The 24,798-nt window shown below is 66.6% G+C and carries 19 protein-coding genes; 16 read left to right on the forward strand and 3 right to left on the reverse strand.

Annotated elements, in window-relative coordinates:
• Positions 1–39 precede the first annotated feature (39 nt).
• From ligA to CVV68_RS12990, 4 genes are all read left to right on the forward strand, one after another.
• Entirely contained in the window at positions 40–2,382 is a 2,343-nt protein-coding gene (ligA, locus tag CVV68_RS12975; RefSeq protein WP_438502638.1) for an NAD-dependent DNA ligase LigA, read from the forward strand.
• Entirely contained in the window at positions 2,379–3,218 is an 840-nt protein-coding gene (locus CVV68_RS12980; RefSeq protein WP_110501434.1) for an inositol monophosphatase family protein, read from the forward strand. The genes ligA and CVV68_RS12980 overlap by 4 nt, the downstream gene beginning before the upstream one ends.
• 288 nt (positions 3,219–3,506) lie before the next feature.
• Entirely contained in the window at positions 3,507–3,935 is a 429-nt protein-coding gene (locus CVV68_RS12985) for a VOC family protein (RefSeq protein WP_110501435.1), read from the forward strand.
• Positions 3,932–4,399 carry a DUF2087 domain-containing protein gene (locus CVV68_RS12990; RefSeq protein ID WP_110501436.1) on the forward strand — a complete coding sequence of 156 codons (468 nt, stop codon included), beginning with the start codon at positions 3,932–3,934 and terminating at the stop codon, positions 4,397–4,399. The genes CVV68_RS12985 and CVV68_RS12990 overlap by 4 nt, the downstream gene beginning before the upstream one ends.
• Before the next feature lie 3 nt (positions 4,400–4,402).
• Here CVV68_RS12990 and CVV68_RS12995 read toward each other — a convergent pair whose 3' ends face one another.
• Positions 4,403–5,347 (reverse strand): putative endonuclease domain-containing protein, encoded by a 945-nt coding sequence (locus tag CVV68_RS12995; protein WP_211320832.1) that lies wholly within the window; start codon positions 5,345–5,347, stop codon positions 4,403–4,405.
• Between the two features lie 257 nt (positions 5,348–5,604).
• Positions 5,605–7,236, reverse strand: a complete 1,632-nt coding sequence (locus tag CVV68_RS13000; RefSeq protein WP_110501438.1) for a carboxylesterase/lipase family protein — start codon at positions 7,234–7,236, stop codon at positions 5,605–5,607.
• 169 nt (positions 7,237–7,405) lie between these two features.
• Here CVV68_RS13000 and CVV68_RS13005 point away from each other — a divergent pair, with 169 nt between their 5' ends.
• The 9 genes from CVV68_RS13005 to CVV68_RS13045 all read left to right on the forward strand — a co-directional run bounded on the left by CVV68_RS13005 (position 7,406) and on the right by CVV68_RS13045 (position 19,656).
• Positions 7,406–8,869 (forward strand): CoA transferase, encoded by a 1,464-nt coding sequence (locus tag CVV68_RS13005; protein WP_110501439.1) that lies wholly within the window; start codon positions 7,406–7,408, stop codon positions 8,867–8,869.
• 197 nt (positions 8,870–9,066) lie between these two features.
• Entirely contained in the window at positions 9,067–9,588 is a 522-nt protein-coding gene (locus CVV68_RS13010; protein WP_110501440.1) for a GNAT family N-acetyltransferase, read from the forward strand.
• Positions 9,585–10,991 (forward strand): LssY C-terminal domain-containing protein, encoded by a 1,407-nt coding sequence (locus CVV68_RS13015; RefSeq protein WP_110501441.1) that lies wholly within the window; start codon positions 9,585–9,587, stop codon positions 10,989–10,991. The genes CVV68_RS13010 and CVV68_RS13015 overlap by 4 nt, the downstream gene beginning before the upstream one ends.
• Entirely contained in the window at positions 10,972–11,268 is a 297-nt protein-coding gene (gene gatC / locus CVV68_RS13020; protein WP_110501442.1) for an Asp-tRNA(Asn)/Glu-tRNA(Gln) amidotransferase subunit GatC, read from the forward strand. Before CVV68_RS13015 ends, gatC begins: the two co-directional genes overlap by 20 nt.
• Before the next feature lie 3 nt (positions 11,269–11,271).
• Entirely contained in the window at positions 11,272–12,822 is a 1,551-nt protein-coding gene (gatA, locus tag CVV68_RS13025) for an Asp-tRNA(Asn)/Glu-tRNA(Gln) amidotransferase subunit GatA (protein ID WP_110501443.1), read from the forward strand.
• Complete coding sequence (gene gatB / locus CVV68_RS13030) at positions 12,822–14,330, forward strand: Asp-tRNA(Asn)/Glu-tRNA(Gln) amidotransferase subunit GatB (RefSeq protein ID WP_110501444.1); 1,509 nt, start codon at positions 12,822–12,824, stop codon at positions 14,328–14,330. The genes gatA and gatB overlap by 1 nt, the downstream gene beginning before the upstream one ends.
• Before the next feature lie 335 nt (positions 14,331–14,665).
• A complete protein-coding gene (locus tag CVV68_RS13035; RefSeq protein ID WP_110501445.1) occupies positions 14,666–15,490 on the forward strand; it encodes a hypothetical protein in 825 nt (274 codons plus the stop codon).
• Positions 15,487–16,416 carry a phosphotransferase family protein gene (locus CVV68_RS13040; protein WP_110501446.1) on the forward strand — a complete coding sequence of 310 codons (930 nt, stop codon included), beginning with the start codon at positions 15,487–15,489 and terminating at the stop codon, positions 16,414–16,416. Before CVV68_RS13035 ends, CVV68_RS13040 begins: the two co-directional genes overlap by 4 nt.
• Positions 16,417–16,572: 156 nt before the next feature.
• Positions 16,573–19,656, forward strand: a complete 3,084-nt coding sequence (locus CVV68_RS13045) for a glycoside hydrolase domain-containing protein (RefSeq protein ID WP_110501447.1) — start codon at positions 16,573–16,575, stop codon at positions 19,654–19,656.
• A gap of 15 nt (positions 19,657–19,671) precedes the next feature.
• Here CVV68_RS13045 and CVV68_RS13050 read toward each other — a convergent pair whose 3' ends face one another.
• Positions 19,672–20,676, reverse strand: coding sequence for a formylglycine-generating enzyme family protein (locus CVV68_RS13050; protein WP_245933519.1), 1,005 nt, complete (start codon positions 20,674–20,676; stop codon positions 19,672–19,674).
• 321 nt (positions 20,677–20,997) lie between these two features.
• Between CVV68_RS13050 and CVV68_RS13055 the strand changes: the two genes are divergently transcribed.
• The 3 genes from CVV68_RS13055 (at position 20,998) to CVV68_RS13065 (ending at position 24,782) form a co-directional block, all read left to right on the forward strand.
• Positions 20,998–22,053, forward strand: coding sequence for an ABC transporter permease (locus tag CVV68_RS13055; protein WP_245933520.1), 1,056 nt, complete (start codon positions 20,998–21,000; stop codon positions 22,051–22,053).
• 40 nt (positions 22,054–22,093) lie between these two features.
• Positions 22,094–23,032, forward strand: a complete 939-nt coding sequence (locus tag CVV68_RS13060) for a carbohydrate ABC transporter permease (protein WP_110501449.1) — start codon at positions 22,094–22,096, stop codon at positions 23,030–23,032.
• A 70-nt stretch (positions 23,033–23,102) separates the two neighbouring features.
• Positions 23,103–24,782, forward strand: a complete 1,680-nt coding sequence (locus tag CVV68_RS13065; protein WP_110501450.1) for a twin-arginine translocation signal domain-containing protein — start codon at positions 23,103–23,105, stop codon at positions 24,780–24,782.
• Positions 24,783–24,798 lie beyond the last annotated feature (16 nt).

Consider the following 24,798-nt stretch of genomic DNA (forward strand, 5'->3'; position numbering starts at 1 on the left):
GGGCGAGCGCACCGGGGCGATTTGCGGCAAGATGGAACAGTGACTAGCCAGCCTGAGAACCCCACCCCTGAAGAGTTCGAGCCGCAAGTGCCCGATAAAGCAGTGTCTGATGACGTCGCAGACGCCATCGAGCCCGCACACACACCTTCCGCGGTGGCACGGGAGCGGTACGCAGAACTTGTCGAGCTGATCCAAAAGTACCGGGCGGCCTACTATAACGAAGACGCACCCATCGTCTCGGACGCGGAGTTCGACGTCCTCTATGGCGAACTCGAGCAGCTCGAGGCGCTCAATCCCGAACTGGTCACCAACGACTCCCCAACCCAAGTGGTCGGCGGGGGAGTCTCGGTGGCATTTGCCGCCGTCGACCATCTCTCACGCATGTACTCCCTGGAGGACGTCTTCTCACTCGCCGAGCTGGAGGCCTGGCTGCGCAAGGCAGAGGGCTCCGTGGAGAAGCAGCACGGGCTGGCACCCAAGTGGCTGACCGAGCTGAAGATTGACGGCCTGGCCGTGAACCTGCTCTACCGCGACGGCGTGCTGGTGCGGGCGGCCACACGCGGCGACGGCACCACCGGCGAGGACATCACCCACAATGTGGCCACCATCAAGGACATTCCCCAGCGACTGCACGGTGAAAACTTCCCGTCCGAGGTGGAGATCCGCGGCGAGGTGTTCATCGCCTCCAAGGACTTCATAGCGCTGAACGAGCAAATGGTGGCCGCCGGCAAGGCGCCGTTTGCGAACCCGCGCAACTCCGCTGCGGGCTCGCTGCGGCAGAAGGACCCCGCCGAAACGGCCAAGCGGCCGCTGAGCATGTACGTCCACGGCATCGGGGCCCGGGCGGGGCTCAAGACGGCAAGCCAGTCGGAAACGTATGAGCAGCTCAAGGCCTGGGGCATGCCCACCAGCCCCTACTTCAAGGTGCTGGACACCTTGGAGGAGGTGCTGGACTTCATCGCCCACTACGGCGAGCACCGGCACGACCTCATCCACGAGATCGACGGAATTGTGGTCAAGGTGGACGACTTTGCCACGCAGCGCGCGTTGGGCAACACCTCCCGCGTGCCGCGCTGGTCGGTGGCGTACAAGTATCCGCCGGAGGAGGTCCACACCAAGCTGCTGGACATCCGCGTCAATGTGGGCCGCACCGGCCGCGTCACCCCCTACGGAGTCATGACGCCCGTGAAGGTGGCCGGTTCCACCGTGGAAATGGCCACGCTGCACAACCAGGACGTGGTCAAGGCCAAGGGCGTGATGATCGGGGACGTCGTGGTGCTGCGCAAGGCCGGGGACGTCATCCCCGAAATTGTCGGCCCCGTCATGGCCCTGCGCGAGGGCCGCGAAAGCGAACTGCGCGAATTTGTGATGCCGCTGGTGTGCCCGTCCTGCGGGACCACGTTGGCCCCCGCCAAGGAGGGCGACATTGACATCCGCTGCCCCAATTCCCAATCCTGCCCGGCCCAGCTGACCGAGCGGGTGGCGCACCTGGCCGGCCGCGGAGGCTTCGACATCGAGGCCCTGGGCTACGAGGCCGCGGCGGCGCTGACCACGGGGCCCGGCCCCGACCCGGCAGGGAACGGGGGCGTCATTGCCCCCGCCGGCCCTGGCCCCTTGACGAGCGAGGCGGACGTCTTCGCCATCGCGGAACTTGACCTGTCCGGCGTCGTCGTATGGCGGGAAATTCGCTCCAAGGGCGAAGGGACCGGCCGTTTCCAGCAGGTCCCGTACTTCTACACGAAGGCGACGGCGAAGAAGCCGTCGGTGCCCACCAAGACCACCGAAAAGCTGTTTGAGGAACTTGAAAAGGCCAAGTCGCAGCCGCTGTGGCGCGTGCTCGTGGCGCTCTCCATCAGGCACGTGGGGCCCACGGCGTCGCGGGCCCTGGCCACGGCGTTCGGCTCCATGGACAGCATCCGGGCCGCGTCCGAAGTTGCCCTGGCGGACGTGGACGGCGTCGGGCCCATCATTGCCGAGGCCCTCATCGAGTGGTTTGGCGTGGACTGGCACCGGGACATCGTGGACGCCTGGGCGGCGGCCGGGGTGCGCATGGAGGACGAGGCGGACGAATCCACCCCGCGCACCCTCGAAGGCCTGACGATTGTGGTGACCGGGACGCTGCCGAACTTCAGCCGCGACGAGGCGAAGGAAGCCATCATCACCCGCGGCGGCAAGGCCTCCGGCTCGGTCTCCAAGAACACCTCGTACGTGGTTGCGGGGGAGAACGCCGGCACCAAGCTGGACAAGGCTGAATCGCTGGGGCTGAAGGTGTTGGACGAGGACGGCTTTGTGCTCCTGCTAGCGGAAGGTCCTGCCGAGGGTCCTGCCGTCGAGACCGTAGAGTCGGGGCAGGAAGACGACACGACGGAAGAGGATGCATGAGCAAGGCTGTAAGCGTGGATGAACTGTTGGAAGTGGCTTTGCGGGCGGCGGCTGCCGGGGCGGCCGTGCTTGCCGCCCGGGACCCTGCCGCCTTTGGCGCCACTGAAAAGTCCTCGGACGCGGACTGGGTAACGGCCTTTGATCTGGCCGCCGAACGTGCCGTGCGGGGCGTCATCACCGACGCACGCCCGCACGACGTCATCACCGGCGAGGAGTTGGCCCCCGCACTTCCCGCGGAGCCGTCCGGCTACCGCTGGAGCATCGACCCGCTCGACGGCACCATGAACTTCATCCGCAACATCGCCTACCACGGCACCTCGGTGGCCGTCATGGGGCCCGACGGCCAATGGCTGGCTGGCGTGGTCAACGCCCCTGCCCTGCGGCGCATCTATTTCGCTTCGCTCGGGGGAGGCGCCTGGCTGGATGAGACCAGGGCCGACGGCGCACAGTCCGTGCGGCGGTTGACCGGCCCCACGGACGCCCGGGGCGGGACGCTGTTCTCCATGTCGCTGACGTACAACGCTGCCATCCGGCGCCGGCTCGTGTCCGAGCTGGACGGGCGCATGGATAAGTTTGGCGACTTCCGCCGGCTCGGTGCAGCGTCTCTGGAGCTGTGTGCCGTGGCCGACGGCGGCGTGGACGCCTACCTGGAATACGGCCTGTTCGAGCATGATTTTGCCGCCGGCGCGCTGATCGCCGAGGAGGCGGGCGCGTGGGTGCACCGGCCCGGGCTGAGCCCGGCCGTCAACGGACTGCCTTCCAGGGAGGAAGTCCTTTCCGTGTGGACCGGCGCTTGTGTGCCGGGGCTGGAAGGGGACTTCGCGCCGTCGGACTAATTCGGTGGTTGAGGATATAAGTGCCAGTGCAGTCAGGACGGACGGCCGTGCCGCAATGACCACGGTGTTCATAAGATCGAGATGGATGCAAACCCCATCGCCACCGAATCATGGGAGCCGCCATGTCCAGCCAATGGGCCAGCGCGCGAACCCTCCAACAAACCGCCGTGGTTCCAGGACACGATCGTCCCCGCCGGATTCGGCACAGCAGCGCCACCGGGGCAGGGGCCATGCTTTGACATCGGTGACGGGCCCATCCTAGGCTCACGATCGAAGGAAGTGGTGTGCATGGAAACCGACGGTGTGGTGTTATCCAGGGTGGTCGAGGATGCGGAACGGTCCTTGGCGTTTTACCGCGACGGTCTGGGGATGGCGGAGGCGACGCTCATGTTTGGCATCGTGAGCCTTGAGCTGCCCGGTCTGACCTTGTTCCTGGCCGAACCGGCCGACTTCACCCGCAACACGGGGCTGGAACCGGGTATGGTGGGCAACGGTGCTGGCGCCGCCAAGTTCGACGGCATACTCAGCTGCGCCATTCGGTCAACTGCCGAGGTGGACCGCCTTTTGGGAAGCGCACGTGCGGCCGGAGGCACGGCAACCGGGCCGGAGCTTATTGACCACGTCAGCGGCCGCCGGCAGTACATCGGCGCGGTTACAGACCCCGATGGGTATTTGTGGCAGCTGGTGTGCAACGTGGCGGAAAGCGTGGCGGAGTGACTGGGGACAACGCCATTCCGTGGCAGCCCGTTATGGCAGCGCTGGCGAACGAGCAAGTCCTGCAGGTCTACGCCGCACGGGTATTGGGTGTTGACGGACCTGCGTTCGAAAAGGAACTCCGGCGGCTGGCCTCCGTTGGGCTGTTGACGCCCGGGACGTATGAGCCTGTTGCCGGCGTCTTCGACACCATCTTGGTAGCCAACAGCGCGCCCAAGGCTGAAGGAATCGACAAATTCTTCAGCTCCGGCATGTTGACGCAGCTGCCGATGAACCCCGCGCTTCGCCGCGAGGTGCTTGAGCACTTGGCAACCCGCCTCATCCCGGAAGGTGAAACTTTGGGGGAGACGGACATCAACAGGCTGCTTGCCACCGTCACCACGGACATTCCCACGCTGCGTCGCGCACTGGTGGACCATGGCCTGTTGGAGCGAAACGCCGACGGCTCGGCCTACCGGCGGCGGTAGAAGCTAGGGAGTTTGGCGGGGCTTCCACCCACGCTCGCGGAGGGCCTTGGTGAACATGGCAACAACGTAGGCATCGCCTTGCTGCATGTCCTTGTTGTAAACCTTCACCTGCAGCCAGCCATGGACACGGGTCCTCTGATCACGGTTCCGATCACGCAGTTGCTTTTCCGGGGTCTGGTGGACCTCCCCCTCGTACTCACCGCAAACCCTGAACTCCTCGCAGCCGAGGTCCGGGTAGACCACGTTCTCGCCCGGATCGTTGTCAATGACATGGTTGGCGGTGAATTCCGGGAGCCCGGCCCTGAACAGGATCAGGCGGAGCCTGGTTTCCCGGGGTGAATCCGCACCCACTCTCATCAGCTCAACGGCGGCCCTGGCCTTGTCCAGCCCGGGAACATGGTGCTTGTCCGCGAGGTAGCTGCGCAAAGTTCCTTCCGCGACAATCGGGAACTTCCGGGGCTCAAAGTACCTGTCATGCTCGCAAATAAGGTGATCCGCAGCGGCTACCAAATCATCCAGTCTCAGGATCGCAGCCAGGTCCAGGAAGGTGCGGGCGGGCGTGGTGACCGGGATGTCGCCAAGGAGCATGACTTCGTCGTCGCGCAGGTTTTGGCGGTGGCCGATGACACCCTTGCGCCGCGGTATGGCTGCGCTGGATGGTCTGGAAAGGTGGACTGCTCTGAGTTGCTCGAACTCCCGAGGGAGCGGAATGCCATGGAGCAGGGCTGCGGTGCTGTGTGAAATGTATCGAGACTCGCCCAAGGCTGTGTAGGGGCGCACCCTGTCCAGCAATGTCTGTTCCACGCCGCTCGGCACCCGGATCTGGCGGCTTGGCGTGTGGAGGTCACGTGCCCGCAGACGGCTGACAGTCGCCCCTGCCGAAACAGCCTCAACATAGGTGAACGAACGGGTCGCACATTTTCCGGGAAGCCTTGGGCGCATGACCATGCTGAAATTCTCGGCCAATTCCGCAAATCGCGCTCAAAGTTATCCACACGCGACACCGGCAGGCCGTTGCCATGGGACAGGCGGGAATGAAAAGACAGCAGATGCGGGTGTGGCGGAGGAGAACGAAATTCAAAAGACAGCAGATGCGGGTGTAAGAAGCCCGGACCCGCATCTGCTGTCTTTTCATTCGGGACGGCGGCCGGGGACCCGCATGTGCTGTCTTTTGAATCGGGACGGCGGCCCGGGACCCGTAAAAGTTACTCAAGCAGCGGGCGCACCGAGGCGTAGCCGTCGTCAACCATCGAGGACGGCGAGTCGAACACTTTGGTCCGGAGCCCGCCGGCGTACCCGTCCCAGCCCGGGCCGCCGGAGATGGCGAAGGAGACAGCGGCTCCGTGGACCTCATCGGCGAGGGCCTGCGGGGGAGTCTTGCCAGCCAGGGCGTCAATCCGGTCCGCTCCGAGGCAGTCGAAGAAGAAGGGCACATCCAGGCAGTGCACGGCCCGGCCAAATACCGGCGAGCGCCACGAGAACCGGAACAGCCAGGTGTTTGCGCGGCCGGGAGTGGATTCGGAAGGTGTGCCGGGAGTGGATCCCGAAGCGGTGGCGGCCTGATTGGAGGCGGGAGCATCGACAGGATCGGATGTCGCGGCCCCGCCTTCTGCAGTAGCGGTCCGGTATTCCGCCACCTTGAGCGCGGTGCTGCGGAATACCGCGTCACTGATATACCGGCCCAACACCGCGGCGGATCCTGACCTCACCACCTCCCTGTTGGCGGCCAGGTAGTCGCTGCGGTTGCCCCGGGCAAGCCCAGCCTGTCCCAGGAGCAGCCGGACGGGGACAAATCGCAGCTTGGACTGCATCCCGGCAACGACCATGGCGAATTCGTCGTCGGCGGTGCCAAGGACCAGCGACTTGTCCGAGCCGATGCCAGCATGCAGGGAGTCCAGCGTTGGCGCGGTGATGAGTTCGCCGTCGACCATGGGGCCGAGCGAGAGACCGCCGGAAATGACGCGGCGCAGCATCGAAAACTTCCCGCCACCGGGTTCCCGGGCCTTGGACTGGAGCTCCAACAGGCGTTCTTCGGGCACCGAGGCAAACCCCTCCAGCGTGGGTTCGACGCCGGCCAGCCCCGCCAGGCGTTCGGCGAGCGCCCCCGCCTTGTCCCGGGAAACGTCGCCGAGTGCGCCGGAGAGGCAGTAGGCCTGGGCGAAAAGCGGCTGTGCGCGAGGCATGCCCAGAAGGGTCAGCACCGCGCCGCCACCGGCAGACTGTCCGGCGAGGGTCACGCGGGCCGGGTCGCCGCCGAACGCCGCAATGTTTTGTTGCACCCATTCCAGCGCAAGCAGCCAGTCGAGCACTGCGCGGTTGTCCGGTGCCCCTTCAATCAGGCCAAAGCCGTCAAAGCCAAGCCGGTAGGAAACGCTGACAGTCACTACGCCGTCACGGTTGAAGGCGGCGCCGTCGTACCAGGGACTGGCGGGGGAGCCGGCCGTGAAGCCGCCGCCATGGATGTACACCAGAACGGGGAGCGCTGCAGCCACGGACGGCGCCGGGGTGAAGACATTCACATTCAGCGTGGACTCGCCCGGCACGGAAGGTTCGGGGATGAGCGTGGGCTCCGGCGGTCCTGCGCGGTGTGGTGTGGGCCCCTGCTCCACGGCGTCGCGAATCCCATCCCAGTGTGAATGGGGCACCGGCGCCGCAAAGCGGAGTGGACCGACGGGTGCCGCGGCGAAGGGTATGCCCAGGAATGCCGCCGAATGGCTGAACGCACCCGCCCCGGCAGCCATTGAGGGGCAGGGACGCCACATGCCACGGACCTTCCCCGCCGTGGTGGTGGCAACGGGAGGCGTGGTGGGATCGATTAATGCATGCTGGGCGGCCATGCCTCCATGGTACGGAAAGCGGCGGCTTGGCGCCCGTGCAGCGCTCATGCCGTGGGGCGCTCACGCCGTGGAGCGCTTATGCCGTGCAGCGCGTCGTCCCGGGCAGGCGGCATGGCTTCCAGTGCCAGCACCCATGCCAATGTCGGCACGCGGGGCGTAGCCTGATGCCATGAACTTCACGGTCACCGACGGGAACTTTGCACCCCCGAATCTCGTGCAGCTGACGGGGTGGGGGACACTGCCGTCCGCTTTTGACGTCACGGGGCTCGCTGTCGCCTCCATGGCGGCTGCCGGGAACGCCGTGGCACAGCTCTGCGGCCGGCTCGGTTCAGCCGTCCCGCAAGTGAGCGTGGATCGGGCCCTGGCGTCAGCCTGGTTCGGACTGTCCTTCAGCCCGGATGGCTGGCAGCTGCCCCCTGTGTGGGATTCCGTCGCCGGCGACTATCCCAGCGCCGACGGCTGGATCCGCCTCCACACCAACGCCCCGCACCACCGTGCCGCCGCGCTCGCAGTCCTGGCCCTGTCCCCGGATGCCGGGCGCGAATTGGTGGCGCAGGCGGTGGCTTCCTGGCCGGGGGAGGAGCTGGAGGCCGGCATAGTCGCATCCAATGGGTGCGCCGCCGTGATGCGTACCGGAGCTGAATGGCTGGCCCATCCGCAGGGCGCGGCTGTGGCCGCAGAACCCTTGGTGCACTGGGGCCCCGAGCGCCGCGTGCCGCCTTTTGGCAGGAACGACGCCGGAGCCCGCCGCCGCGTATCCCCCACGAAGGTGCCTGGAGCCACAGTGCCCCTAGCCGCAGTGCCTGGAGCCACAATGCCCCTGACGAGCGCGCCGCTAACCGCAGTGCCCACCGCCGCCCGCCCGCTGGCGGGTGTCCGGGTCCTGGACCTGACACGGGTGATTGCCGGGCCGGTCGCCACCCGGTTTCTGGCCTTGTACGGGGCCGAGGTGCTGCGGATAGACCCGCCGGGCTGGAACGAACCCGGACTGGAACCGGAAATGACGCTCGGCAAGCACTGCGCCCGGCTGGACTTCACGACTCCCGCAGGATTGAACCGGCTGGAAGAGCTGCTGGCCGGGGCGGACATCTTCATCCACGGCTACCGCCCGGACGCACTGGACCGGCTGGGACTCTCCGACGCTGCCCTGGCCGAACGCCACCCCGCCTTGGTCAATGTTGCACTCGACGCGTACGGCTGGAGCGGTCCGTGGGAGCATCGGCGTGGATTCGATTCGCTGGTGCAGATGAGCTGCGGGATCGCCCACACAGGCATGGGCCACTTTGGCCGCGACCGGCCCTTCCCGCTCCCTGTCCAGGCGCTGGATCACGCCACCGGCTACCTAACGGCCGCCGCAGCCCTCGACGCCTGGCGCCAGCGGCTGGACGGTACTGTGCGCAACGCGCGGCTGTCCCTGGCCCGCACTGCCGTTGAGTTGATGCCCACCGGCCCCAGCCGTGACCGTGGCGAGCTGCCGGCACTCGACGCCCATGCCCGTGAACCGGAAAACACCGCCTGGGGCCCCGGTCTGCGCCTGCCGCCTGCTGTGGTGGTCGACGGCGTCCCGGCCTGGACCACTGTGGAGGCCCGCGGCTACGGTTCCGCCGAGGCCGCATGGCTTGGCGACCGTTGACAGGCACTATTTCCCTTTCGGGGGTCGTTGTGGTGATTCGCCCCCCGTGCACCGGGGGCGATCCACCACAACGGCCTCCGAAGATGCTTGGCCGGCCAGCGGCTGATCCGCCCATTTCCCGCGCCGCCCCCCGGTGAGGGAAACTGGCTAAGGCGAGTCCCGCCGTCGAACATCAAGCAAGAGGAACCAGCACGCGCATGAGCCTGACCGTCCGCCCTGCCACACCCGTTGACCATGCCGCCATTGCCCGTATCACCGCGGACGCGTACCTGGGGGCCGGCTACTTTGACAGTGCCGAATACCCATACATGCAAAAGATCCTGCAGGTGGCGGAGCGGGCGGAATCGGCGCCCCTCATCGTCGCCGAGCGCGACGGCGTGGTGGTTGGCTCAGCCACCCTGGCCGTGCACGGTGACGAGTGGGCGGACATCGCGCTGCCGGACGAGCTGGAATTCCGGCTGCTGGTCGTTGACCCGAAGGTCCAGCGCAGCGGGGCGGGTGCGGCCATGGTCCGCTACATCCTGGACCAGGCCCGTGCCACGGACGGCATCCGCGCCGTCAGCCTGACCACCGGCGATGACTGGCACGGTGCCCACGCCCTGTACCGCAAGCTCGGCTTCACCCGGGTCCCTGAGCGCGACTGGCCCATCCCGGAGAACGGCAAGATGCTCCGTGTATACCGCCAAGACGTCCAGGCGATGCCCGGCGGGCGCCCATGAGCACCACGTCAGCCGCCCCCGCAAGGCCGCGCCACCGATACATCGACGCCCTCGCCGACAACTCGGTCTTCGTACTCGGCGCGCTCGCCGCCATCTGGCTGGCCTGGCTGCTGCTCTCCGAAACACTGCACGTGGGCTGGCGCCTGTTACCGATTTTCGTGGCGTTTTGGCTGGTCCTAAGCTACCTGGTGCACCCGCGCATCCATCGCATCCTCACCTCGGTCTACGTTCCCGATTACTTCATCGGCCGCGCCCGCACCAGTGACGGACTGCTTGGCGATCCCGTCAACCTGGCCTTGGAAGGCACCGAGTCCCAGGTCCATGCCGCCATGACGCGGGCCGGCTGGATCAAGGCCGACGACGTCACCCCCGCCTCAAGCTGGAAAATAGTCACCACCACCGTGCTGCGGCGCAGCTACGATGAGGCGCCTGTCAGCCCGCTGCTGCTTTTTGGCCGCCAGCAGGACCTGGCCTACCAGCAGGAGGTTTCCGGCAACCCCTCCAAGCGCCACCACGTGCGCCTGTGGCACAGCCCCGCGGGTTGGATGCTGCCGGGCGGGCACCGTGCCGACTGGCTGGCGGCCGGGACCTTTGACCGTGCCGTGGGTCTTTCCCTCTTCACCCTCCAGGTGACGCACAAGGTCGCGGCGGACACCGACGTGGAGCGCGACCACATTGTGGGCACCCTCACCGCTCTGGGGGAGGACGTCTCGGTGCGCACCATCGAGGACTTCTCCAGCGGTTACCACGCGCGCAACGGCGGCGGGGACACGATCGAGACGGACGGCAACCTGCCGGTGGTTGACGTCGGCAAGGTATCCGATAGTGGCGTGGAGCCGGGTCCCGGCTGGGAGGAACGGATGGCGGCACGCGCCAACAAGCGTCCCGTCTCAATCACCTTTGGCGCGGCGCTCGTCGGCCTGCGCGTGCTGGCCGGGGCCATCGTTGTTGCCTCCGGAGCCTCCGGAGCCTCCGGCGGCAAGGACGGGCCGTCAGGGGTGCTGGCCGTCCTCGTCGGCCTGGACGTGATGCTTGCGGACTGGGCCGTGCCGCTGGTGCTGGGTGCCGGAGTGGTGCTTGGCCTGCTGTATCTGTTCGTCGGGGTACTGACGTTTCGGGGCGTGAACTGGGCACGCAACACAGCCATGGCCTGCAGTGCACTGCTGATCCTGCTGACGGCCTCAGGCTTTTTCCTGGGCCACGGCATTGCCCTCCGGGAGAACATGTTGGGGCTGCCGCTGGACATCCTGGTGTTGCTGGCCCTCTCCGGCGAGGCATCCAGCCGGTGGGCCAGGCGGGTGCGCACCGGGCCCGGTGAATCCGCCCATGCCACGGGAGATAAGGTAGTACGGACACAATATTTACTTTCTGCAGGGGAGATCCATGGCTGCGATCAACCGTGAGCAGGTGGCGCACTTGGCGACACTGGCCCACATCGAGATGAGCGACGACGAACTGGACCGCATGGCCACAGAGCTGGCGGTGATTGTGGATTCGGTTAAGAGCGTCAGCGAGGCTGCCGGGGACGACGTCCCCGCCACATCCCATCCGATTCCGCTGACCAACGTGATGCGTGACGACGTGGTGGGCCATGTGCTCACCGCCGAAGAGGCGCTCTCCGGCGCCCCGGATGCACAGGACGGCCGCTTCAAGGTCCCCGCCATTTTGGAGGAGAGCTGATCCATGAATGCCCATGAATTGATCCGTTCCAGCGCCGCCGTTATGGCCGCCAAGCTGGCGTCCGGCGAAATCACTTCCGTTGAGCTGGTCCAGGCCCACCTTGACCGCATCGCCGCCGTGGACGGCGGCGACCGCGGAGTCAACGCGTTCCTGCACGTCAACACCGAAGAGGCCCTGGCCGTTGCCGCGGACGTCGATGCCCGCCGCGCCAGGGGCGGCTCCGACGCAAGGGAACTCCACGAACTGGCCGGCGTGCCCATCGCCGTCAAGGACCTGATCGTCACGATCGGCCAGCCCACCACTGCCGGCTCGAAGATCCTTGAGGGCTGGATGAGCCCGTACGACGCCACCGTGGTCAAGAAGCTGCGCGCCGCCCGGATGCCGATCCTGGGCAAGACGAACCTTGACGAATTCGCCATGGGCTCCTCCACCGAGCACTCCGCCTACGGGCCAACCCGCAACCCGTGGGACCTGGACAGGATTCCCGGCGGCTCCGGCGGAGGCTCGGCGGCCGCCGTCGCCGCCTTCGAGGCACCCCTGGCCCTGGGCACCGATACCGGCGGCTCCATCCGCCAGCCCGGCGCCGTCACCGGCACGGTGGGCGTGAAGCCCACCTACGGCGCGGTCTCGCGCTATGGCGCCATCGCGATGGCCTCTTCCCTGGACCAGATCGGCCCGGTCTCACGGACCGTGCTGGACTCCGCCCTGCTGCAGGAAGTCATTGGCGGGCACGACCCGCAGGACTCGACATCCCTGACGGATCCCTCAACCGGACTTGCCGACGCCGCACGCTTGGGCAATGTGAAGGGCATGAAGATCGGCATCATCAAGGAGCTGCACGGCGAGGGCTACCAGGCCGGCGTCGAAAACCGCTTCAACGAATCCCTGGAGCTGCTGCGCGGCGCCGGTGCCGAAATCGTCGAGGTCTCCTGCCCGAACTTCGGCTACGCACTCGGTGCCTACTACCTGATCATGCCGTCCGAGGCCTCCTCCAACCTGGCCAAGTTCGACGGCGTCCGCTTCGGCATGCGCAAGCTGCCCGCCGAGGGCCCCCCCACCATTGAGCGCGTCATGGCCGCCACCCGCGCCGCCGGCTTCGGCGACGAGGTCAAGCGCCGCATCATCCTGGGCACCTACGCCCTGAGCGCCGGCTACTACGACGCCTACTACGGCTCGGCCCAGAAGGTGCGCACCTTGATCCAGCGCGACTTCGCGGCCGCGTTTGCCCAGGTCGATGTGCTGATTTCCCCGACGTCGCCCACCACGGCGTTCAAGCTCGGTGAGAAGCTTAACGACCCGCTGGCCATGTATCTGAACGACGTTGCGACCATCCCGGCGAACCTGGCGGGCGTGCCCGGCCTGACCCTGCCCGGCGGCCTGGCGGATGAAGACGGCCTGCCCGTCGGCATCCAGCTGCTGGCCCCCGCCCGCGAGGACGCCCGCCTTTACCGCGTGGGTGCCGTGCTCGAATCCCTGCTCGAGGCACAGTGGGGCGGCCCGATCCTGGACCAGGCGCCCGCATTGGCACAGACAGCAGCCAAGGAGGCTAAATAATGAGCGTTGACACCATTTTGAGCTTCGAAGAAGCCATGGAAAAGTACGATCCCGTCCTGGGCTTTGAGGTCCACGTCGAGTTGAACACCAAGTCCAAGATGTTCTCCTCCGCCCCCAACGTCTTTGGCGACGAGCCGAACACGAACGTCAACGAGGTATGCCTGGGCCTGCCCGGTGTGCTTCCGGTGCTGAACAAGAAGGCAGTGGAGTCCTCGATCCTGATCGGGCTGGCGCTGAACTGCAAGATTGCCGAGCACTGCACCTTTGCCCGCAAGCAGTACTTCTACCCGGACACCCCCAAGAACTTCCAGACGTCCCAGTACGAAGACCCCATCTGCTACGACGGCTGGATCGACATCGAGCTGGCGGACGGCACAGTCTTCCGGGTGGAGATCGAGCGCGCACACATGGAAGAGGACGCCGGAAAGCTGACCCACATGGGCGGTTCCACCGGCCGGATCCAGGGCGCCGATTTCTCCCTGGTGGACTATAACCGCTCCGGCGTGCCGCTGGTGGAAATTGTCACCAAACCCATCGAAGGTGCCGGCTCCCGCGCCCCCGAACTGGCGAAGGCCTACGTCGCTGCCATCCGGGAAATCGTGAAGAACCTGGGCGTTTCCGACGCCAGGATGGAACGCGGAAACGTCCGCTGCGACGCCAACGTCTCCCTGCGCCCGTATGGCCAGGAAAAGTTCGGCACCCGCACCGAGACCAAGAACGTGAACTCCCTCCGCGCCGTCGAAAACGCCGTGAAGTTTGAGATCCAGCGCCACGGCGCGGTCCTGGACTCCGGCGTCAAGATCATCCAGGAAACCCGCCACTGGCACGAGGACACGAAGTCCACCACGTCCGGGCGTCCCAAGTCCGACGCCGACGACTACCGCTACTTCCCGGAACCGGACCTGGTGCCCATCGTGACCACGGCCCTCTGGGTTGAGCAGCTGCGCTCCCGCCTGCCCGAGCCGCCGGCCGCGCGCCGCAAGCGGCTGCAGGCCGACTGGGGCTACACGGACATGGAATTCCGCGACGTCGTCAACGCCGGGCTCATGGACGAGATCGAGGAAACCGTCACCGCCGGCGCCTCGGCCGCCGCTGCCCGCAAGTGGTGGATGGGTGAGATCGCACGCCGCGCCAAGCTGGCCGACGTCGACCCCGCCGCGCTGGGCGTCAGCCCCGCCGTTGTTGTGGAAATTGAAAAACTCATCGCCTCCGGCGCCATCAATGACAAGCTGGCCCGCCAGGTGCTCGACGGCGTCCTTGACGGCGAAGGCACGCCGGCCGAGGTTGTCGAAAAGCGCGGCCTGGCCGTGGTTTCCGACGACGGCGCCCTGCAGTCCGCCATCGACGAGGCACTTGCCGCCCAGCCCGACGTTGCGGACAAAATCCGCGGCGGCAAGGTCCAGGCCGTCGGCGCCATCGTTGGCGGCGTCATGAAGGTCACCCGCGGACAGGCCGACCCCGGCCGCGTGCGCGAGCTGATCCTGGCGACCCTCGGAGTCGAAGGGTAACTTCCGGGACTGGGGTGGCGGACCCCGGCATTCCCTCGGCGGCGGACCGGAGTCTCCTCGGCTGGGCCCACAATCGCGAGGGACCCGCTGCGCGCTTGCGGGCAGTGGGAGCGCTTGGGGACTATCCGACCGACGGCCGCGGGCGGCCTTATGGTCTCCTCTACGCAGCCTACGGAAATACCGGCTCCGCCGCCTCTGCGGTCGAGACACGGACGCTCCCGCAGCCCGGAACTTGAGATCGGCGCCCGTTCGCGCTTTCTGCCACCGGTATCCCGGGCGCCGAAAGCGGGAACGGGCGCCGATTTTGTCTGGGCCCGCTGTGGCAGGATGAGACCATGACTTTCGGCTGGGAGATCCGCGCCCGCGTGCAATTTGAGGGCGACGCCCATGTCCTCGAGGACGCGTGCGGCTTCCAGGGACCCAATGCGTGGGTGATAGACGGCGCCACGCCGCTGCTGGAACAGCTCGGCCTGCCGGCGGCATCGGACCCTCAATGGTTGGCGCAGGCGCTGAACATGATTCTCGCCGGGCCGTACCGGGATCCGGTCCGGACCGGCGTTCGCGCGCGGCTTGCCTCGGCCCTGGCGGCCGTTGATGCCGCCGCCGCGCCGCTGGTCGGTGCCGAGCGGATCCGCTTTCCCAGCGCCGCCATCTCCGTCGTCCAGCTCAACGCCGGCGGCCTGGAGGTCGCCAGCCTGGCCGACTGCACCGTCGTCGTGCGGACGGACGACGGCGCCACCCACGTCGTGCGCGCAGGCGACGCAGACGCCGGCGTGGATGCCGCGATGGCCGGGCACGTCGAGGCGCGGAAGCCGGTGCCGCCTGAAGAACGCGCCCGGCTGCTCAAGCGTGATCGCGAACTGCGCAACACGTTCGGCAACCTTTGGGTGGCCCGGCGCGAACCGGAGGCGGCCGACCACGCGCACGTCGTCCAACTGGCCCGGCCCGAGCTCGTGGTGATGGCAACGGACGGAGCCTGGCGGGCCGTCGACCTCGGCCTGGTCGCCGGGCCGGAAGAATTCCTGGAGCGCAGCGGCACCACGCTGGGCGCCCTGGGCCTGATGCAGGAACTGCGCACGCGGCAGGCTGAGATCGGCGAGGTGTCCGACGACGCCACGGTCCTGGCGCTGGCACCCACAACGCCGGCCCCGCGCCAGTGAACGCACGCATCGCGTGGGCCGGGCTGCCCGCGGAGGTGAGGGCCGGCGTCGGGGCCATCCTTGGGGAGCCGGTGGTGGAGGCGGCGACGCAGCCGGGCGGGTATTCGCCGGGTTCGGCAGACCGGCTCCGGCTGACATCGGGGCGGCGGGTCTTCGTGAAGGCGGTCAGCGGAGAAGTCAACGCCACCTCCGCCGCGCTGCACCGCCGCGAGGCTGCCGTCACCGCAGCCCTTCCGCCCGGGCTGCCCGTGCCCCGGCTTTTGGGTGCGTACGACGACGGCACCTGGGTTGCGCTGGTCCTCACCGACGTGGACGGCCGGCACCCGCACCTCCCGTGGACCGGGCCCGAGCTGGAGCTCGTCCTGGATGCCCTGGCCGAAATCGCCGTCCGCACGGTGCCCGAGGGGTTGGAACTGCCCCGTTCAGGGGATTCCCTGCGGGGTGCATTCATGGGGTGGGAAAAGTTGCGCAGGCGTCCCTTGGACGGGCTCGATCCGTGGGCTGCGGGAAATCTTGACGTGTTGGTGGAGCTGGCAGGGCACGGCACACAAAGCATGGCGGGGGAGGCACTGGTACACGGCGACCTGCGCGCCGACAATGTCCTGCTGGCCGGTGGCAGCGCGGTACTGGTCGACTGGCCCTATGCATCGCGCGGCGCGGCGTGGCTGGATTCGCTGTCCATTCTCATCGACGTCAACACGGATTCGCCACGCGGGCGTGCGGAGGCGGTGCTGGGGACCCGTCGGGTGTTTTTCGGTGTCGCACCGCGGGCCGTGACGGGTGTGCTGGCCGGTTGGGCGGGCTACTTCATGGACATGTCCCGCCGCCCGGATCCGCCCGGCATCCCGACGCTGCGCGTTTTTCAGCGCAGGCAGGCCGACGCGCTGCTCGGCTGGCTGAGGCTGCGGCTCACTCCCGTCACTTGAGGTTGGAGATGACGCGCCACCCCTCCACTTCGATCGGCGGGGGGCTCCAATCCCAACCACGTAATGTGAGTGATTCAGAGTCGTAATGGTGGTTTACAATCACAAAGATTCAAGCAAGCATGGACGTACCACCATCGATGCCTTGGAGCTGAACCCATGCCCACCCCGGAAACCGCAACGCCCGCCGCCCGAACCATCGCACCGCCGGCGCGGCTGCACCCGGAACTCGACTGCGGAACGGGGGAGTGGGACAAGCTCGTCTACGGCAACCACAGGATCGTGGTGATGGCACCCGGCAGCGACGGAGGGCCTGCCGGTCCGCGGGCCACCTCCGTCATCCTGCCCTGGCGCCGGCAGGACCCCGACCCGGCCGCAGTGGATGTGATCGTGGTTTCCGCGGCAACCGGAGCGCGCGTTCGCAATGTGGTGGCCGGGGAACGTTCCGCGGCTGCCGGCCGCTTCACCTTTGAGCCAGTGGACGGCGCGGGCACGTACTACTTTTACTACCTGCCCTATGCCATGGTGGGGTCCGCACACTATCCCCAGGCGCAATACCTTCCCGCCCGCCCGACGGCGGATCCCGCCTGGGTGCGCGATGTCGCCGGCAGCGTGTGGGCCGCCGAATCACGACTTTCCGGCTCCGCGCACCCGGAGGCGATGGCCGTGCGGTACGAGTCCGCAAGTGCCTGGGATTCCCTTGCCCCGATGAACTTCACCGCCACCGGGGCCGAGCTGTCGGCAGTGCACGCCCGATATGCCGGTGCGCCGTTCCTGCTCTTCGCCCAGGACCGCCGCCACGCCATTTCGATGAAGGACGCCATGCCGGCGCACTGGGCCATTGCCGGACCGGCCGCCGTGGCGGGCGGGAACGCTGAAACGCTGTGCCTTTCCGCCCAGCCGGGGGAGGACTACGTGATCCAGCTGGGACTATACGCCCAAGCGGAACTGACCGGAGTTTGCGTGGACGTCACCGCCCAGACGGGCGGCGACGTTGTTGCGGCCCGCTGCATCAACACGGCCGGCATCGACCACCGGGGCCGGCCGTTCAACAAAACGCTGGTCGTGGCGGACGGAGCCGTCCAGGCCCTGTTTGTGGTGATCCCCGTTCCTGCTGCGGCGGCCGGATCCAGCGTGGAGGCCGTCATCACGGTGTCCACCTCGGCCGGGACCGCTGAACTGCCCGTGCGCCTGGACGTGGCTGCCGAAGCGGAGGCCGACATTGCCGCCGGCGGTATTGGCGACCCCCGTGAACTCCGGCGCCTGGCCTGGCTGGACTCCACGCTTGCCCACGACGACGAACTGGTCCGCCCCTTCATACCCGTCACCCTCGACGAAGACACCCGGACACTGGGCATCCTCGGCCGGACCATGGCGCTGGCGGCCACCGGCCTGCCGGCACAGCTGTGCTCCACATTCACGGCCGCGGTCACCGGAACTGACGGACCAGTGCGCACCCTCCTGCGCCAACCCCTGGCGGTGATGGCGGACCTTGTGGACGGCCCCGTCCAGTGGGACCACTCGCCGCTGGCATTCACCGTGCACGGGCCGGCCCGTATTGGCTGGACATGCACCTGGACCAGTCCGCGCACGCCCCTGCAGGTCACGGTTGAGGCGCAGCTGGAGGCCGACGGCGCAGCAGACTGCGCCGTCCGACTGCACGTCCCGGACGGGGCCGCCGCCGTGGAACTGGAAGACGTCCGCCTCGTCATGGCACTCCAAGCCGATGCCGTGCCATATTCCATGGGCCTGGGCACGCCCGGGGGCAGGCGCATCCCCAACCTCGACTGGAGCTGGGACGTGCCCACGCGCAACCAGGAGTCGATCTGGCTCGGAGATGCCAACATCGGGGTGCAGCTGGCCCTGCGTGACGACAACTACGAACGCCCGCTCAACACCAACTTTTACCGCCAAAAGCCGCTCACTGCCCCGGAGTCGTGGGCCAACCCAGGTGCTGAAGTGACGCGAGCCGGCGTCACGCTCAAGGAGGTTGCCGGCGCAAACGGAGGTGACGCCGTCGTGCTTGAGGCGTTCAGCGGCGGGCGCACCATGGCGCCGGGGGAGAGCCTGAACTACGGCTTCCGGCTGCTGCTGACCCCGTTCAAGCCGATCAATCCGGCCCGCCAGCTGGCCAACAGGTACTTTCACGACCAGGGCAGCGTGGCGGAGATTGCCGCCACCGGCGCCACCGTGGTCAACATCCACCATGCCACCGCCCTGGCCCCGTTCATCAACGACCCCCTGTTGAGTTCCGACGCGCTGGCCGGCTATGTGGACGAGGCGCATGCGGCCGGGCTCAAGGTCAAGGTCTATGACACAGTGCGGGAGCTGACGGCGCACAGCCCGGACCTGCTGCCGATGCTGTCGCTGAACGGGGAAATCTTCAGCGACGGACCTGGCAGGGGGCACATTTGGCTGCAGGAACATGCCGGCGCCAACTATGTTTCGGCCTGGCATGCGCCCAATGTGGATGACATTGCGGTGGTCACTGCGGGGGAATCGCGCCTGCAAAACTGGTACATCCGCGGGCTGGACGAGCTGATCCGCCGGACCGGGCTGGACGGCATCTACCTCGACGACATCGCCTATGACCGCCACGCCATGAAACGGGTCCGGAAGGTGCTCCAGCGCCGCTGCGCAGACCCGGAAATCGACATCCACTCGGCCAACCAGTTCAACGGAAAAGACGGTTTTGCTTCAAGCGCCAACATGTACCTGGAGCAGCTGCCGTACACGGACCGGCTGTGGCTCGGTGAGTATTTTGACTACGACAACACCGACCCCGCGTACTGGCTCGTTGAGGTGTCCGGCATCCCGTTCGGGCTGATGGGGGAGATGCTTGAGGGTGGCGGAAACCCCTGGCGCGGGCTGGTGTTTGGCATGACCGGCCGGGCCCCGCGCGTGGACAACCGGCCGCTGTGGGCCTTCTGGGCGGCCCACGGGCTGGCCGCGGCGCCCATGGTGGGGCACTGGGACCCGGCGGTGCCGGTGCGCACCAACCACCCCGGGGTCCTGGCCACCTCCTGGATCACACCCACCGGCGTGGTGGTGGCTCTGGCGAGCTGGGCTCCGGAGCCTGTTGCCGTGACGCTGGAGTTCGCGGACGGGTTCGAGTCTCTGGCCGTTTCAACTATTGCGGCCCCGGCAATTGACGGCTTCCAGCCCGGGAACCGCTACTCGGCCGGTTCGGCCATCACGGTGGAACCTGGGCGCGGGACGCTGCTGGTCATCGACGGCGCGTGAGCGTGGCCGGCCCCGTTAACCTCCCGCGGCAACCGTCCGGAAGCCGCAGTTGCCGCTGGCGGATTCGGGCGAGTTGGAGCTGCGGGCGGCCAACCGGTAGCGGTTGCAGTAGGAATCGTGGCACAGGTAGGAGCCGCCGCGCATTACCCGGCCGCGGCCGATGGTCGGCCCGGCCGGATCCGTCTGGATGCCCTGGGCCAGGGCGGTTTTGTAGTACTTGGGCAGGAACCAGTCGGCGCACCACTCCCAGACGTTTCCGCTGGTCTGGAACAGCCCGTAACCGTTCGGCTCAAAGCTGCGCACTGGCGCGGTGGTGAGGTAGCCGTCGTCGCCCGTGTTTTCCGTGGGGAAGGTGCCCTGCCAGATGTTGCACCTGTGGAGGGTGCCGCCGTCGTCCGAGGTGCCGTGCAGCTCATTGCCCCACGGGAAGCGGGCCTGCGCCAGGCCCCCACGCGCGGCGTACTCCCACTGGGCCTCGGTGGGCAGCGCGCGGTCGGCCCAGGCGCAATAGGCCAGCGCATCCGTGTGTGAGACCTGGACCACGGGGTGGTCGGGGATGTCCCGCCAATCCGAGTTCCGCCCGGCGGGGTGCGCCCAGTCGGCGCCGCGGACGTTCAGCCACCAGGGCGTCCCGGCGGCAGTGCCCAGGATGTCAGCCGGGTCGGCAGCGACGGCCAGGTGAAAAACCGCGGAGGTGCCGTAAAGCTCCGACTCCGTCCGGTACCCCGCCGCGGCGGTGAAGGCAGCGAATTGCGTGTTGGTCACCGCTGTGGCGTCGATCGAGAAGGCTGCGAGCTGCACCTGGTGTACGGGCGTCTCGCCGTCGGCAAGGTAGCCCTCGTCGAAGGGGTCGCCCATGGCAAAGGTGCCGGCCGGGACCGCGACGTCGTCGTGAACGCCCGCGTGGGCAGTGGCGTCGGCACGAGGCCGGACCGCCAACGTGAACGACGCCGGTGTGTCCGGCCCGTGCCGTCCATGGTCCGCTTCCGACCTCCCGGCGGGGCTGCAGCACGATGGCACTTTTTCTCCTTGGCTGGCGGTCCCCGCTGCTGTGGACGCGCAGAGGGGCGAATGACGCAAAAGATTCTTTTCCAGTCTCCAGTGTGCCCCATCGGACCCCGGTGCAGCGCGCAGCCCCCGGGAATTCACGGGTTGCGGCGAATCCGGGGTACTGAGCGCTGATGATTGCTTGTGATGCATATTAAAGAATTTGCACCAACATGTTGCATTGGTGACTCCAGTCACTTATCTTTGTTAAACGGTTAACCACTGAGGCGGTGCCATTGACCATCAGATGGTCCACAGGCCGGAGTCAACCGTTCTACAGAGTCAGGAGTATCGATGAGCCAGATGCAACAGGAGTCGGCGCGGAAGCAGGCTGTTGCCGACGACCGTCCCGGCGCGGGCCCGGAAGTCCATGGGCCGCGGCGGGCGAAGTCGTCCAAAACGGCCCCAACCCACGACGGCATCCCGGTGCGCACAATCTCCTGGAAGACGCGCCTGCGCAGGGACCGGCAGATGATCCTGATGATGGTCCCGGGAGTGTTGTTCCTGGCCCTGTTCTTTTACCTCCCCATCCTTGGCAACGTCATCGCGTTCCAGGACTACCAGCCGTTCCTGGGCATCACCGGCAGCGACTGGGTGGGCCTGCAAAACTTCGTGGACCTGTACTTCAACCCTGACTTCTGGGTGGCCCTGCGCAACACGATCGTCCTTGCGGTGTGGCAGCTGGTGCTGTTCTTCCCCGTTCCGCTTGGCCTGGCGCTGATTGTGGACTCCCTGATCAGCACCAAGATCCGGCGCTGGTTCCAGTCGCTGGTGTACCTGCCCCACTTCCTGTCCTGGGTCCTGGTCATCGCCTTGTTCCAGCAGGTCCTTGGCGGCGCCGGCCTGGTCAACAACACCCTGCGCGACATGGGCCTGGACACCATCCCGTTCATGACCAACCCGGACACGTTCCCGCTGCTGGCCACCATCCAGCTTGTCTGGAAGGACGCCGGTTGGGCCATGATCATCTTCCTGGCATCGCTGGCCGCCATTGACGGTTCGCTGTATGAGGCCGCCGCGGCCGACGGCGCCGGACGCTGGCGCCGCATGTGGCACATCACCCTCCCGGGTCTGCGCTCCATCATCGTCCTGCTGCTGATCCTGCGCATCGGCGACATCCTCAGCGTCGGCTTTGAGCAGTTCCTTCTCCAGCACGACGCCGTTGGTGCGGGCGCCGCGGAGGTCCTGGACACCTTTACCTACTTTGCCGGCGTCGTCGGCGGCGGCTGGAGCATTGGCGCCGCGGCGGGTCTTGCCAAGGGCGTCGTGGGTGCCCTGCTGATCTACGCGGCCAACAAGGTGGCCCACAAGATGGGCGAACCCGGAATCTTTCAGAAGAAGGTCGGCTAGCCCGGGCCCCGGCCAGGACTAGCCGAATGAGGAGACAACCATGACTACAACACTTCATGAGCGGCGCGCAGTCAAGCGCCGGAGCAAGGGATTAACCTTCAACCCGGGCCGGCCCGTCTGGAAGGAACCGGCCTCCCCGTTCTACAACGCAGTCAAGGGCGTGATCATCGGCGGCATCAGCCTGTCCATCCTGATCCCGATCCTGCTGGTCGTGGCCACCTCGCTGGCCGACGACAAGCAGCTCATCGCCGCCGGCGGATATGTGCTGTGGCCCACCCACCCGACCTTTGCCGCCTACCATGAGATCTTCAGCAGCGACTTCATGTTCCGGGCGCTCGGCGTGAGCGCCTTCATCACGGCCGTGGGCACGGCGCTGGCGCTGTTCATCACCATCACCTTGGCCTATGCCACGTCCCGACCCGTCATGTTTGGCCGCCCCGTGCTGCTGCTGGTTTTGTTTACGCTGTTGTTTGCACCGGGCCTGATCCCCATGTTTCTGATGGTCAAGCAGCTGGGACTGCTGAACACGGTGTGGTCGCTGATCCTGCCGGGCACGTTTGCCGCGTTCAACTTTGTGGTGATGCGTTCCTTCTTCATGAACATCCCCACCGAGCTCATCGAGGCCGCCCGGATCGACGGCGCCAGTGACTTCATGATTCTGCGCAGGATCGTCCTGCCGCTGTCCAAGGCCGTGGTCGCCGTCGTCGGACTGTTCTATGCCGTTGGCTTTTGGAACGCGTTCTTCAACGCCATGCTCTACATCAACGACCAAACCCTGTACCCGGTGCAGCTGGTGCTGCGCAACTTTGTGGTCCAGGGCGGCTCCATGGCCGATGCCATCGGGGTGACCTCGGCGCCGCCGCCGCAGTCGCTGCAGATGGCGATTGTTGTCATCGCGCTGCTGCCCATTCTCATCGTGTACCCGTTCCTCCAAAAGCACTTCAACAAGGGCGTCATCACCGGCGCCATCAAGGGCTGAGAAGCACCAGCCCGCACGGGCAGGCAAACACAAGCAAGCACAACAAAAGCATGAAAGAAAGAGGTTTAGCATGAAACGGTCCATCAATGGTGTTGGAGTATCACGGCGCAACTTCCTGGGGCTCGCCGGCATTTCCGTTGCCGCGGTTGCCTTGACCGGCACCTTGTCCAGTTGCAGCGGCGGCGCCAAGGACGGCGGGGCCGCAGCCTCCAAGGCTGTCATGCTCCCCACCTACAAGGAATTCACGGCAGTCACGCCGGATCTTCCCGGTAATGCACAGGGGTTGGAAGCCGGCTTCCTAAGGATGCCCAAGACGATTGCCTCCACCAAGGGCAAGCCGTTGACCGGTCCGGTCAGCGTCCTGTCCGAGACGTTCGAGGTCATGGCCCCGGCCATGCCCGACAACCCCTTCTGGCAGCGCCTGAACACCGCGCTCGGCGGCGAATTCAACATGCAGATCACCGAGGACGTCGGAGACGGCTACCCGGCCAAGTTCGCCACCATCCTGGCCAGCGACACGCTCCCGGACCTCATGTGGATCCCGCCGAACCAGGGCATCCCGAACGTCGGGCCCATGCTCGAAGCCAAGTTCGCGGACCTGACGCCCTACCTCTCCGGTGACGCCGTCCTGAAGTACCCCAACCTGGCCGCACTGAAGCCCGACTCCTGGCGCACCGCCGTCGTCAACGGCAAGATCTGGGGAGCCCCGATCCCCAGCACCCCGTTCGGACAGGTCATGGTCGGCAGCAAGGAAACCTGGTCCAAGGTGGACGGACTGAAGGCCAAGGACGCCAATGAGTTCCTTGACAAGGTCAAGGAGCTGAGCAACCCGGGCAAGAAGCTGTATGCCCTCGAGCCCGCCTACATCAACATCCTCCACATGATCACCGAATGGCTCGGTGCCCCGAACGGCTGGGCCGTAAACGCGGACCGCTCCCTGACCCACCTTTATGAGACCGACGCCTACATGGCCGGCATGGAATATGCGGCCAAACTGTTTGCCGCGGGCGCCTTCTACCCGGACGTCAACGTCACCAACACCAAGGCCAAGATCGTCAACGGTTCCCTCGGCGCCGTTGTCACCTCCGGCCCCCGCGACCTTGGCGGCTTCCGCGACCTGGATCCAACCATCGACATGGAAATCCTGGTGCCCTTCAGCTTCGACGGCAAGATCAAGCCCACCTACGACATGGGGTACGGCACCGTGGGCTTCACGGCGTTCAAGAAGGCCGACGATAAGCGCATCAAGGAACAGCTGGCCCTGATCGACTGGCTGTCGGCACCGTTTGGCACCGACGAGTACCTGCTGAAGAACTACGGTACAGAAGGCAAGGACTTTGACTTTGACAAGGACGGCAACCCGATCCTGAACGAGGACGGCCTGAAGAACCTGCCCGGCGTGGTCAGCGCCCTGAACATCATGTCCGCACCCGAGCGCGTCAACTTCAACCCGGGCGCTCCGGACATCACCAAGTACGTCTACGCAACCGAGAAGCAGCTGCTCGAGTTCGCCGCGCGCAACCCCACCAACGGTTCCTACTCGGACACCAACGCCAAGGTTGGACCAAAAATCACCAAGATCGTCCGCGACAAGACCATCGACATCATCACGGGCCGGGCCAAGATCTCCGATTTCGCCGACGTCCTCAAGCGCTGGAAGTCCGAAGGCGGCGACAAGATCCGCGCGGAGTACCAGGCGGACCTGAACCCGGAAGCACCGGTGTTCAAACTGCAGCCCGTTTCAAAGTAGGCAGCAATGGTGTGAT

It is taken from the genome of Arthrobacter livingstonensis (assembly GCF_003219815.1).
In the GTDB taxonomy this organism is placed as follows: domain Bacteria; phylum Actinomycetota; class Actinomycetes; order Actinomycetales; family Micrococcaceae; genus Specibacter; species Specibacter livingstonensis.

Excerpts from the sequence above, each read along its gene's own strand:
- CVV68_RS12980 (WP_110501434.1), top strand. The coding sequence starts at position 2,379 with ATGAGCAAGGCTGTAAGCGTGGATGAACTGTTGGAAGTGGCTTTGCGG.
- CVV68_RS12985 (WP_110501435.1), top strand. The coding sequence starts at position 3,507 with ATGGAAACCGACGGTGTGGTGTTATCCAGGGTGGTCGAGGATGCGGAA.
- CVV68_RS12995 (WP_211320832.1), bottom strand. The coding sequence starts at position 5,347 with ATGGTCATGCGCCCAAGGCTTCCCGGAAAATGTGCGACCCGTTCGTTC.
- CVV68_RS13000 (WP_110501438.1), bottom strand. The coding sequence starts at position 7,236 with ATGGCCGCCCAGCATGCATTAATCGATCCCACCACGCCTCCCGTTGCC.
- CVV68_RS13005 (WP_110501439.1), top strand. The coding sequence starts at position 7,406 with ATGAACTTCACGGTCACCGACGGGAACTTTGCACCCCCGAATCTCGTG.
- CVV68_RS13010 (WP_110501440.1), top strand. The coding sequence starts at position 9,067 with ATGAGCCTGACCGTCCGCCCTGCCACACCCGTTGACCATGCCGCCATT.
- CVV68_RS13015 (WP_110501441.1), top strand. The coding sequence starts at position 9,585 with ATGAGCACCACGTCAGCCGCCCCCGCAAGGCCGCGCCACCGATACATC.
- gatC (WP_110501442.1), top strand. The coding sequence starts at position 10,972 with ATGGCTGCGATCAACCGTGAGCAGGTGGCGCACTTGGCGACACTGGCC.
- gatA (WP_110501443.1), top strand. The coding sequence starts at position 11,272 with ATGAATGCCCATGAATTGATCCGTTCCAGCGCCGCCGTTATGGCCGCC.
- gatB (WP_110501444.1), top strand. The coding sequence starts at position 12,822 with ATGAGCGTTGACACCATTTTGAGCTTCGAAGAAGCCATGGAAAAGTAC.
- CVV68_RS13035 (WP_110501445.1), top strand. The coding sequence starts at position 14,666 with ATGACTTTCGGCTGGGAGATCCGCGCCCGCGTGCAATTTGAGGGCGAC.
- CVV68_RS13045 (WP_110501447.1), top strand. The coding sequence starts at position 16,573 with ATGCCCACCCCGGAAACCGCAACGCCCGCCGCCCGAACCATCGCACCG.
- CVV68_RS13055 (WP_245933520.1), top strand. The coding sequence starts at position 20,998 with ATGAGCCAGATGCAACAGGAGTCGGCGCGGAAGCAGGCTGTTGCCGAC.
- CVV68_RS13060 (WP_110501449.1), top strand. The coding sequence starts at position 22,094 with ATGACTACAACACTTCATGAGCGGCGCGCAGTCAAGCGCCGGAGCAAG.
- CVV68_RS13065 (WP_110501450.1), top strand. The coding sequence starts at position 23,103 with ATGAAACGGTCCATCAATGGTGTTGGAGTATCACGGCGCAACTTCCTG.